Raw genomic sequence first — 11,920 nt, 5'->3', positions numbered from 1 at the left:
TTTCGAGGCTGAGAACCCGAGCGAATCAAGGTCGTCAGACACCTGTGGCTGATTCCTGATGGAAGCAGCGTAGGTGCGGGTGACAACCGTTTTCGCCATACATAACCTATGTAGTCAAACCTACTTGAACATATAGTTTAAATGTGGAATATCCTGCCCTGCTCTCGGCGGTGGATTGTGGGGGCGCTGTCGGATTCATCCCCGCCCTGAAGGGCGGAGCTTTCTCCTTGAGTCTCCGTAAACTACCCCGCCCTACTCGCTCCCTCCCGCCTTGCGGCGGTCGGTCACTCCTTGAGGACGGGGCTTTGCCGAAACGACATTGTGCCCCGCGACCCCATGCATGGACGCGGCCCGGCTTCCTCTTACCATCCTTGCCCCGGCGTGGGTGCATTGTTGATGCCTCCCACTCCGACCGAGGCCGGGATTGTCCTGCCGATTTAATTCCCGGTGTTCTCACGCTCTATCCCCACACGGGGAACGGGAGTTCAACCCGTTCGCGGTCGTCGTTCCCGAGTACAGGGTACGGTACTCCCGCACCACAGGAGCCAGTTTACTGGTGGCTCCTATCGTCCCCGACGTGTGCGAGGTCGACAGTGGAACAGGATACGTCTCGGACAGTCTTAAAGAATGTGCGAACGCGCTTCCTCTCCGCCCTACCTGCGTCTTCGACGCTCGTTGAGGACGGAGGCTCCGCGCTACCACGTGCTGAGCATACACCACTACCCTTTTCGCGCCCGATTGCGCACGCCCGTGTATGAGTGAGGACGCGGACACCGAGAGCGAGGAGGGCATGACGTACGCCGACGCGGGAGTCGACATCGACGCGAGCGAGGCCGCGACCGCCGCACTGGTCGACGCCGTCGCGGACGTCGGTAACACGACGGACTACGCGGGGCTCGTCCCCGTCGGCGATCAGTACCTCGCGCTTGCCACCGACGGCGTCGGCACGAAACTGCTCGTCGCGGAGGCGATGGCGGACTACTCGACGGTCGGTATCGACTGCATCGCCATGAACGTCAACGATCTCGTCGCGGCCGGCGTCGCGCCGGACGCGTTCGTCGACTACCTCGCCGTCGACGAACCGAGCGAGACGCTCACCGCACAGCTCGGCGAGGGCCTCGCCGCGGGGGCAGAAGAGGCCGAGGTGGCGCTCGTCGGCGGCGAGACGGCGGTGATGCCGGAAGTCGTGAACGGGTTCGATCTCGCGGGGACCGTCGCCGGCCTCGCCGACGAGGATGACCTCTTCCCCGGGGACGCGCGGGTCGGGGACGCCCTCGTCGGCTTCGCCTCCACGGGCATCCACTCGAACGGCCTCACGCTCGCCCGGCGGGCCGCGACGAGAGGAGAGGGAAGCTACCACGACGACTACCCCTACGAGGGGTACGAGACGGTGGGCGAGGCCCTCCTCGAACCGACGCGGCTCTACACCTACCTCCTCTCGCATCTCCGCGAGCGCGACGTCCACGCGGCCGCCCACGTCACCGGCGGCGGCTGGACGAACCTCTCGCGGATGGGCGAGCACGAGTACGACGTCACCGACCCGCTCCCCGCACAGGACGTCTTCACCTTCGTGCGAGAGCGGGGGGACGTCTCCGACGAGGAGATGCATCGCACGTTCAACATGGGCACTGGGTTCGTCGTCGCGCTCCCCGAGGCCGAGGCGGAGACGCTGATCGCCGAGACCGACGGCGAGCGCGTCGGGACGGTACGGGACGGCGACTCCGTCGAGATCCGCGGCCTCTCGCTGTAGTCGCCGAGCGGCGGCGGGCCGTCGGAAGTGAAGCGCCCGCGGACCGCGGTTCTCAGAGATCGAGCCGACCGTTCGCCGCGCCGTCGTCCACTTTCACCACGGTGTACCCACGGGGTTTTATAGCCGTGTGACCAAGGTCGCCGATACGGAAATGACGTCCTTCCAGTCGACACTCGCCGATGGAGACGACGACGGCATCGCGGAAGAGCTCGCCGCGAGCCAGCGCGAGATCTCCATCGCCGAGTTCTTCGAGAAGAACAAGCACATGCTGGGCTTCGACTCCGGGGCCCGTGGGCTCGTCACGGCCGTCAAGGAGGCCGTCGACAACGCCCTCGACGCCACGGAGGAGGCCGGCATCCTCCCCGACATCTACGTCGAGATCCAGGAATCGGGTGATTACTACACGCTCGTCGTGGAGGACAACGGCCCCGGCATCACGAAAGAGCAGATCCCGAAGATCTTCGGGAAACTACTGTACGGATCGCGTTTTCACAGTCGTGAGCAGTCGCTGACGCCCGATCAAGAGCTCCTCGTACGCCGTGACGGGGTCGTCGATACCGTCCCGATCGGCGTGCTCTGCGACGCGTACCTCCCCATCGACGGCGCCGCGACCGCGCCGCTCTCGGCGGACATCGAGGTCCCCTCGTTCGATCGTGAATCTCACGAGATGTCGTGGCAGCCCGTCACACATGCGATCCGCCACGAGACGGACGAGCAGACATACGAGATCACGACCGAGAAGGGGCGTACGGTGGAGGTGACGGGCAACCACAGCCTGTTCTCGGTGACGGCGAACGGGGAGACGAAACAAGTGAAAGCCGGCGATCTCGAGCCCGGAGACGCCGTGCTCACGCCACGCTCGCTCCCGACGAACGACGATCCGGTCGAGTCGGTCAATCTCCTCGAACACATCACACCCGATCAGTTAGAGGACCGCCGGCTGTACGTCTACGGGTTCGACCGGGAGACGCTCGAGGAGATCCGGAGCGGCGAAACGATCCGGAAGAAACCGAACGCGGACAGTACCCGGAAACGGTATTACTATCGGTACGAGGGTGTCGACGTCCTCAAAGACAGTCTGGAATCGAACTATCTTGAGGGGGGATACCTCCCGGCGTCGACTGTGCTCGAACTCGGGTGGGAGGAGCGGGCGGCCGACTGCGAGCTGAAGACGTACCAAGTCGGTGGCGACGAGACGACGATCCCGGTGACGATGCCGCTCACGGCGGAGTTCGCTCGCCTCCTCGGCTACTACGTCGCGGAGGGGCACGTCGGTCCGCGACAGGTCGGGTTCACCTTCGGGTCCCACGAGGGCGAACTGATCGAGGCGACCGAGACGGCCGTCGCCGGCGTCGGCGGTGGCACGACGACCGTCGAACGAGAACGCAACTCGACGCGCGTGAAGGCGTTCGGATCGCCGCTCGCGATGTTCCTCGGGAACGTCTGCGGAAAGGGTGCGGAGAACAAACGCGTGCCGTCGTTCCTCTTCGACGCCTCTGAGGACATCCAGCAAGAGTTCCTCACCGCGGTCTATCAGGGCGACGGCTCCGACTCGCATCCCGGGAACGAGCTCTCCCACACGACCGTCAGTAAAACGCTCGCCCGCGGCGTCTCCGTCCTGTGGAACATGCAGGGAGTCCTCGCGAGCACCGAAACGGCCGAGAACACGAGCGGGTACGCCGAGGACGATTCGACGACGTATCGGACGAAGGTGTACGGTGCGGATTTGAACGTGCTCGATGCGTTCGGCGAGCGCAAGCCGACGGGCGAACAAGGGTATAAGCGCGTTCCGACATCGCTTCTCGACGACGTCCGCGTCGACGACGTGGACGCCCACACCGTCCCGGACACGGTTCCCGGCCTCCTCCGCGGTGCGGGTGTTGGCTCGAATCTCGAACACGCCGAAGCGTACCAGTCCCTGATCGAGGCGGCGCTCGACGGCGGCATCGTCGAGAAGCCACGATACACGCATAACCTCGTCGAGATGGGGCTCCTCGACGAATCCCACGAACCGACGGCGGCCCTCGAAGAACTCCACGCGACCATCCGGAACCTCCACGGAATCACGGACACGGACATGTGTCTCCTTCCCGTGAAATCGGTCGAGGAGACGGACGCACCGGAGTACGTCTACGACATCTCCGTCCCCGGTGCGTCGGGTGAGGACGAGAACTTCGTCGTCGCAAACGATGGTGCGCTCTCCGTGAAGAACAGCCGCGGCCAACAGGGGATCGGGATCTCCGCGGCCGTCCTCTACAGCCAGCTGACCTCCGGGACGCCCGCGAAGATCACCTCGCGCACGCAGGGCGCCGCGGAGGCGAACTACTACGAGCTCGTCATCGACACCGACACGAACGAACCGGTCATCAGCGAAGAGGAGACCGTCTCGTGGGACCGCCCGCACGGCACGCGCATCGAGCTGGAGATGGAGGCGAACATGCGCGCACGCGGCCAGCTCCACGACTACGCCGAACACACGGCGGTCGTGAACCCCCACGCGCGCCTCGAACTCCGCGAGCCCGAGGGGCGCTTCAAGTTCGAGCGGGCCGAGGACGCGAGTCTCCCCGCCGAGACGGAGGAGATCCGCCCGCACCCGCACGGCGTCGAACTCGGCGCGCTGATCAAGATGCTCGGGGAGACGGATTCGCGCACGGTCCGTGGCTTCCTCCGCGAGGAGTTCACGCGCGTCGGCGCGAAGACCGCGGACTCGATCTGCGATGCGTTCCGCGACAGGCGATACGGGCGCGAGCTCGCGTGGACGCTCGACGTCGACGAGCGCGACATCGACGCGCGGATCGTCGACGCCGTCTCGAATAAGCCCGCGGCGGACACCGAGGCGTTCGCGGCCGCGGTCGCCGACGCGCTCGCGGAGCGCGGCGCGCTCTCCCACACCGACCTCGAAACGCTCGTGGCCGACGTGGCCGCCGACGTCGAGGCCGACTCCTCGTTCGGCGCGACGGTACGGGGCCACGTCGTCGACGCGCTCTGGGACGCCCTGACGGCCGATCGCCGGGGGGACCTCTACCGACACGTCGACGCGGCCACGACAGTACAGAAGGACGACGAGACGGTCGAGGCGCTCGCCGAGCGCCTCGCCGCGAAGTTCGGCGACGAGACGCCGTACGATCGAGCGACGCGGGACGAACTCCGCGACTTCGTCGAGCGCGCCGCCGACCAGACGGAGACCGGCACCGACGCCACGGTCGGCGAGACGGCCCGCGAGAACGTCACCGACGAGCTCTGGACGGCGGCCCACACCGTCACCGACGACCTCCCCGCGGCCGCCGAGATCGCGTCCGACCGGAACCTCGCGCGCGACCTGCTCGACGCGATGCGCACCGTCGACGTGATGGCGCCCCCGACGTCCTGTCTCGCGCCGATCCAGGCGGAGTCGGTCGAGGCGGGTCTCCGCAAGGAGTTCGACGCGGACTTCTACGCCGCGGCGACGCGCGACGCCGACGTCCACGGCGGCGACCCGTTCGTCGTCGAGGCCGGAATCGCCTACGGGGGCGACCTCGCCGCAGAGGGAACCGTCGACGTGATGCGCTTCGCCAATCGCGTCCCGCTCGTCTACCAGCGGGGGGCGTGCGCGACGACGAAGGTCCTCAAGGACATCGGCTGGCGGAACTACGGCCTCGATCAGCCGGGCGGGAGCGGCCTCCCGAGCGGCCCCTGCGTCATCATGGTGCACGTCGCCTCGACCAACGTGCCCTTCACTAGCGAGTCGAAGGACGCCGTCGCCTCCGTCCCCGAGATCGAGGACGAGGTCGAACTCGCGGTCCGCGAGGCCGCCCGCGACCTCAAGGGCTTCCTCAACGAGCGTCGCTCGCGTCAGAAGCGCCAGGAGAAGCAGAGCGTCATCATGGACGTCCTCCCGACGATGGCGGAGAAGGTCTCCGAGATGACGGGGCGCGAGCCGGTCGGCGTCGAGGACTCGCTCGCGCGCATCATGAACAACGTCCTCGTCGAGCGCGAGCGCGCGGACGACGCCGTCCGCCTCACGGTCGAGAACAACACCGGCGCGAGCGCCGACATCGACCTCACGGACATCGTCTCCGCCGAGCCGAGCGACGTCTCCGACGGCACCGTCGTCGAGATGGACGGGGAGTGGTTCGTGAAGTGGTCGCCCACGGTCCCGAGCGGCGAGGACGCGACCCTCGAATACGCCGTCGCCGCGGACGCCGACTGCGACCTCTCCGTGAACGGCGTCGCCGACGAGAAGCTCACGATCTCCCAATGAGTTCCGACACAACCGACGACGCGGCGCGCGAGCGCCTCATCGACATGGCCGCAGAGTTCTACGACCAGTTCGCGGACGGCGAGATCCCGAACATGGAGTTGCCGACGCGCTCGAAGTCGAACATCGTCTTCGACGAGGACGCGGACGTCTGGGTGTACGGCGACCGGACGTCGACGCGCTCCGCCAACTCCGCGTCGGGCGCGCGCAAGCTCCTGAAGGCGATCTACACGATCGACTTCCTCGCCCAGCAGTTAGAGGAGGACCGCTCCTCGACGCTGCGTGAACTCTACTACCTCTCCGAGTCGTGGGACGAAGAGGCCGCGCAGTTCAACGGCCAGTCGGAGTCCGACAAGCTCGTCGAGGACCTGGAGATCGTCTCCGGGGTGAAACGCGAGGACTTCCACATGCGCCCGGAGGAGTCGGGCGCGAAGGTGATGGGCCCCCTCCGTCTCCGCGAGCAGACGAATCGCGGGGACCGCGAGATCCACTGTCAGGACGACGTCGGGCAGGGCGGCTACCAGATCCCGAACAACCCCGACACGATCGAGTTCCTGGATCACGACGTCGACTTCGTCCTCTGCGTCGAGACCGGCGGGATGCGCGATCGCCTCGTCGAGAACGGCTTCGACGACGACTACAACGCGCTCGTCGTCCACCTCGGCGGCCAGCCGGCGCGCGCGACGCGGCGGCTGACCAAGCGCCTCCACGACGAACTCGACCTCCCCGTGACGGTGTTCACCGACGGCGACCCGTGGTCGTATCGCATCTTCGGCTCCGTCTCGTACGGGTCGATCAAGTCCGCACACCTCTCCGAGTACCTCGCCACGCCCGAGGCGCAGTTCATCGGCATCCGGCCCGCGGACATCGTCGAGTACGACCTACCGACCGACCCGCTCAGCGACTCCGACGTCAACGCCCTGGAGAGCGAACTGGAGGACCCGCGCTTCCAATCGGAGTTCTGGACGGAGCAGATCGAACTCCAACTCGACATCGGGAAGAAGGCCGAACAGCAGGCCCTCGCTTCGAGAGGGTTGGACTTCGTGACGGACACCTACCTCCCGGAACGCCTCACCGAGATGGGCGTTCTCGACTAGTCGAACAGCGCGACGGCCGCCCCCACGTCTGCGACGACGTGGTCGGCGCGCGTCGCGTCGTCCGCGCTCGCGGCGAGTCCCGTCTCGACGAGCACGGTCGTCATGCCGGCGCGCTCGCCGAGCGCGACGTCCGTCGCGGGGTTGTCGCCGACGACGGCGCACGCCGACGCGGGAACGCCGAGCCGATCGCGCAGGAGGGCCGCGGTCTCGGCCGAGGGTTTCCCGAGGACCGCGTCGGGATCGCGTTCGACGACGCCCGAGACGGCGTGGACGAGCGCGCCCGACCCCGGGATCGGACCGTCGGCGGTCGGGATCGTCCGGTCCGGGTCGGTGCCGACGAAGCCGACGGCCGCGGGATCGGCACCGAACGCCCGGAGCGCGGCGTGCAGGTCGTCGTAGTCGAAGTCGGGATCGTAGCCGACGACGACGCACTCCGCGTCCGCGGGGTCGGCGACGAGGTCGCACTCGGCGTCGCGGAGTTGGGAGACGATGGCGTCGCCCGCGATGGGGTAGAGCGCGTCCGCGGCGTGGTGCTCCCGGAGGTAGCCGATCGTGGCCGTGCACGCGGTGAGCACCTCCTCGGGCGACGCCGCGATCCCGCGCTCGCGGAGGCGCGCGGCGTACGCTTCCGGGGGAATCGTCGGGTTGTTCGTGAGGAAACACACCGCATCGACGCGCTCGCGGATCGCGGCCATCGCCTCTCGTGCACCGGGGAGGAGCTCGTCGCCGTGGAGGAGCGTGCCGTCGAGGTCGATGGCGGCCGCACGGAGAGCCATATGCCGCGTTCGTGACGCGGGCGTTTAGCCTTGCTTCTCGGCGAGGCGCTCGACGCGCGCCAGCGAGTCCGCGTCCGCGGGGTCCTTGTCGTCGCGGACGGCGAGGAAGCGCGGGAAGCGCAACGCGTACCCCGAGGAGTACGTCGGGGAGCGCTGGATCTCCTCGTAGCCGACTTCGAGGACGACGGCGGGGTCGATGTCGACCGTCTGGCCGTCCTCGTCGCGGACGTGTGGCGCGAGTCGGCGATCGAGGTCCGCGAGCTCCTCCTCGTCGAGGCCGGTGGCGACCTTGCCGATCGTCTCGTAGCCGTCCTCGGTCCGCGCCGAGAGGAGGAAGGTCCCGAGCGTCTCCGCGCGCCTCCCCTCGCCCCACTCCGCGCCCGTCACGACGAGGTCGAGCGTCTCGACGTCGGGCTTGCGCTTCAGCCACTGCTTGCCGCGCTTGCCGGGCGTGTACGCCGACTCGGGGTCCTTGAGCATTACGCCCTCGTGACCGGCCGCGAGGGCGCGCTCCTCGAACGCTTCGATCTCCTCGGGATCGTCGGAGACGAGGAGTTCGGAGACGGCGTCCGTGCCGCCGAGTCGATCGGCGAGCGCCTCGTGGCGGGCGAGCAGGGGGTCGTCCAGGAGGTCCGCGCCCGCGGCGTGGAGGCAGTCGAACGCCCGGAGCTCGACGCGGACCTCCTCTCGCATCCGCTCGACGTCGTGCTTCCGGCGGAAGCGCCGCAACACCTCCTGGAAGGGGCGAGGCGACCCGTCGTCGTCCACCGCCACGACTTCGCCGTCGACGATCGCCGGGACGTCGAGGTGCGCGTCGGCGAACTCGACGACCTCCGGGAGCGCGTCGGTGACGTCCGCCATGTTTCGGCTGAAGACCCGCGTCTCGCCCGCGGGGTCGTGGTGCAACTGGACGCGCGCGCCGTCGAATTTGACTTCGACGGCGGCCTCGGACCACGAGTCGAGGGCGTCGGCGACGCTCCCGGCCTGGGCGAGCATCGCCTTCACCGGACGGCCGATTTCGAGGTGGATGTCGTCGAGGCCGTCGGCGCCGCGATCGCGCGCCGTCTCGGCGACGAGTCCGTAGTCGTTCGACACCTGGAGGGCGCGCGCGACCGCCTCGACGGGGACGTCGAAGGCCGCCGCCACGGCGTCGCGGACCGTCCCCTCGCCGACGCCGATCCGCATCTCGCCGAGGACGAGGCGGGCGAGATAGCGCGCCTCGGCGTCCGTGTCACAGCGCGTGAGGAGGCCGAACAGCGTCGCTATCTTCTCGTCCTCGCTCCCCGCCCCCTCCGCGGCCGCGAGGCCGGCGAGGTCGTCGTACACCTCGCGGACGGAGAGGCCGTCGCCGTCCGCGTCGGTGAACGCGCCGAGGCCGCGTTGGCCACCGACGTCGTAGCTCGCCGCGACGCCGCCGATGTCGCCGGTCTCGGCGAGCCGGTCCTCGACGTCGTCGGCGTCGATGTTCGGCCCCGCGGCGCGCGCGACGGCCTCGTGACAGAGCCGCGGGCCCACGTCGAGTTTGCGCTCGCTGTACGCGGGGAACACCCGACCCTGCGCGAAGCGCGCGAGGATCGGCAGGGCGTCGCCCGCATCGGCGAACAGGTCGGCGACGAGCGCGACCGTTTCGAGATCGGCGGGCTCGGCCTCGATCTCCGTCGCGCGCGCGGCGAACTCGTCGAACTGCATTCGTCTGTACTAGCCGGAGTGTGCACTTAACGGGCGCGGACCGCCGAGTCGGAGGGGGTGGACGGCGCGGAACCGCGGCGCTTTCGGGCCCGCGGGGCGAACGCCGGGTCATGAGCGACGACGAGTCCGACGATCTCGAAACGGCGGTTTCGAACTTCCTCGACGGTGCCGACTCCGTCTACGAGGACTACGAGCGCGGGTACACGGACGCGGACGCCGCGCTTCACGTGTTGGAGAGTCACCTCGACGACCTCCGCGCGGCCCACGAAGACGGCGACACGTAGCGGACGGGGAGCGGACGGCGCGGCGTGCGGTGCCACGTCATTCAAGTCCCGACCGCACGAAGGCATGGCCATGGCCGAATCGGAGCTCGCGCGCGACGTGCAATCGGTGCTTGCGGTGGACCCGGACGCGTTCGACGAGCGGGTTCGCGAGGACGCGGCGGTGATCAAAGCGGAGATCGAGGCGGGGACGTTCGACAATCCGCAGGCGATCGTCGGCCTCGAATACGAGTTCTACGGCGTCGCCGACGACGGGTCGCTCGCGCGCATCCCGCGTCGCGTGCTGGAGTTCGTCGGCTTCGAGAAGGAACTCGGGCTCCACAACGCCGAGATGACGGCGAGCCCCCAGCCCCTGAACGAGTACGGACTGGCCGCGCAGGAGTCGGAGGTGCGCGCGCGATTGGAGGCCGCGGCGGAGCCGATGGACGCCGAGGGGCTCCGCCTCGTGAGCGACGCGATGTGGACGATCCCCCCCGAGGGCGAGACCGCACGGGAGTACCTCACGGACAGCATCGACGACGACGGCGTCGAGATCGCCACGAACATGAGCGCCTCGACGCGCTATCACGCGATGGCGAACACGGATCACCCGGCGTCGATGGGCCTCGACGCCCCGCACGTCACCCTCGACGCGGACACGGTGATGCCCGAGGCGCTCATCACCTCGATCCAACCCCACTACCAAGTGCCACAGGCCGTCGATCTCCCGACGTACTTCCAGTACGCGGTCCGTCTCGCCGGGCCGCTCGTCGCGCTCGGCGTGAACTCGCCGTTCTACCCGCCCGATCTCTACGACGACGACGCGACACCTGAGGCGATCCTCGAAGACGGCCACGACGAGGGGCGCATCGACGTCTTCGAGGACGTCCTGAACGTCCCCGGGAAGAGCGAGAAGGTGCGTTTCCCCCGGGACTTAGAGAGCGTGCAGGACGCCGTCGACGCCGTCGTCGAGGACGCGTCCATCGTCCCGATGCCCGTCGAGACGGGCGGGCGCTTCGACGACGAGTTCGCGCACTTCCGGATGAAACACGGCACCTACTGGCGCTGGGTGCGCCCGGTCTTCGGCGGGGCCTCGCGGGAGTCCGCGAACGCCCGCATCGAGTTCCGCCCGCTGCCCGGCCAGCCGACCGTCCGGGACACGATGGCGTTCCAAGCGCTCCTCGCGGGTGCCCTGGAGGCGATGGTCGCGCGCGATCATCCCCTCTACGACCTCCCGTGGGAGACCGCGCGCGAGAACTTCTACGCCGCCGTCCGAAACGGGAGCGACGCCGAGATCACGTATCTCGGTCCGGACGGCGAGACGACGGACGCGACGGAGATGTACGCGGACCTCTTCGCGCAGGCCGAGGCCGGCCTCCGCGCCCGCGGGCTCGACGAGGAGGCGGCCGCGAAGTACCTCTGGCCGCTGCGCCAGCGCGCCCGCCACGGCGTCACGCCCGCGGACTGGAAGCGAGAGCGCGTGCGCGAGAACTTAGCGGACGGCGCGTCCTTCGAGAACGCCGTCTACGACATGCAGTACGATTACCTCTCGTATCAGCGTGACACGCTCATCACCGGGAGCTTCGCGGACTGGACCGGCCGCGGCGACGAGGTCGAGGACGCGACCCACCGGAACAACCGACGCGGCTAGTCAGAGCGTCCCCCGGACGCGTTCGACGAGCGCGTCGGCGTCCGCCTCGTCGAGCGTCCCGCGATCCAGCGCGAGGTGGACGCCGTCGCCGCGGTCGCGCGGCAGGAGGTGGACGTGGGGGTGCGTGACGTCGCCGACGAGCTCCGGCGTCGTGTAGAAGACGCTGATCCCGTCGGCGTCGAGCGCGTCGCGGAGCGCGCTCCCGACCCGCTGGACGGCCGCGAAGACCGCCGTCGCCTCCCCCCGGTCGTCGAGCACGTCGCGCTCGTGGAGCGTCGGGACGACGAGCGCGTGCCCGCGGACCGCGGGGTTCGCGTCGAGGAATGCGACGACGTCGTCCGTCTCGTAGAGTCGCGGGACCTCGGCGTCGCCCGCGGCGATGTCGCAAAAGCGGCAGGCCATACAGGTGCGCACGCACGCGCCCGATAGAAAGCTTGCCGCCGCGACGGCAGGTTCGGGT

General features: G+C 68.7%; 8 protein-coding genes and 1 pseudogene. 6 read left to right on the top strand and 3 right to left on the bottom strand.

All coding sequences use genetic code 11. The annotated features are described in order from the left end of the window. The first annotated feature begins 754 nt into the window (after positions 1-754). The 4 genes and pseudogenes from purM (at position 755) to IEX91_RS08970 (ending at position 7,084) form a co-directional block, all read left to right on the top strand. Entirely contained in the window at positions 755-1,750 is a 996-nt protein-coding gene (gene purM, locus IEX91_RS08980; RefSeq protein ID WP_188878430.1) for a phosphoribosylformylglycinamidine cyclo-ligase, read from the top strand. Between the two features lie 151 nt (positions 1,751-1,901). Further along, a pseudogene (locus tag IEX91_RS16625) lies at positions 1,902-2,258 on the top strand (ATP-binding protein); the annotation flags it as partial. After that, a complete protein-coding gene (locus IEX91_RS16740) occupies positions 2,259-5,990 on the top strand; it encodes a DNA topoisomerase VI subunit B (RefSeq protein ID WP_407647958.1) in 3,732 nt (1,243 codons plus the stop codon). It abuts the pseudogene before it with no gap. Then, on the top strand, positions 5,987-7,084 hold the full coding sequence (locus tag IEX91_RS08970) for a DNA topoisomerase IV subunit A (protein ID WP_188878429.1): 1,098 nt from the start codon (positions 5,987-5,989) through the stop codon (positions 7,082-7,084). Before IEX91_RS16740 ends, IEX91_RS08970 begins: the two co-directional genes overlap by 4 nt. Here IEX91_RS08970 and IEX91_RS08965 read toward each other — a convergent pair. Together IEX91_RS08965 and ligA are read right to left on the bottom strand one after the other, a co-directional pair. After that, positions 7,081-7,860: an HAD-IIA family hydrolase gene (locus IEX91_RS08965; RefSeq protein WP_188878428.1), complete on the bottom strand. Its 780-nt coding sequence runs from the start codon at positions 7,858-7,860 to the stop codon at positions 7,081-7,083. The two genes, IEX91_RS08970 and IEX91_RS08965, sit on opposite strands and share 4 nt — an antisense overlap. Before the next feature lie 24 nt (positions 7,861-7,884). Further along, positions 7,885-9,549: an ATP-dependent DNA ligase LigA gene (ligA, locus tag IEX91_RS08960; protein ID WP_188878427.1), complete on the bottom strand. Its 1,665-nt coding sequence runs from the start codon at positions 9,547-9,549 to the stop codon at positions 7,885-7,887. Positions 9,550-9,659: 110 nt separating this feature from the next. Between ligA and IEX91_RS08955 the strand changes: the two genes are divergently transcribed. Continuing rightward, entirely contained in the window at positions 9,660-9,833 is a 174-nt protein-coding gene (locus tag IEX91_RS08955; RefSeq protein ID WP_188878426.1) for a hypothetical protein, read from the top strand. Positions 9,834-9,903: 70 nt separating this feature from the next. Beyond that, positions 9,904-11,460, top strand: a complete 1,557-nt coding sequence (locus tag IEX91_RS08950; RefSeq protein ID WP_188878425.1) for a hypothetical protein — start codon at positions 9,904-9,906, stop codon at positions 11,458-11,460. Here the strand turns inward: IEX91_RS08950 and IEX91_RS08945 are convergent, their stop codons facing one another. Further along, positions 11,461-11,862 carry an HIT family protein gene (locus IEX91_RS08945; RefSeq protein WP_188878424.1) on the bottom strand — a complete coding sequence of 134 codons (402 nt, stop codon included), beginning with the start codon at positions 11,860-11,862 and terminating at the stop codon, positions 11,461-11,463. Between the last annotated feature and the right edge of the window lie 58 nt (positions 11,863-11,920).

Source organism: Halarchaeum nitratireducens (genome assembly GCF_014647155.1).
Taxonomy (GTDB): domain Archaea; phylum Halobacteriota; class Halobacteria; order Halobacteriales; family Halobacteriaceae; genus Halarchaeum; species Halarchaeum nitratireducens.
Note: the sequence above shows the minus strand (reverse complement) of the source record. Positions and strands in the feature narration are given on the sequence as shown.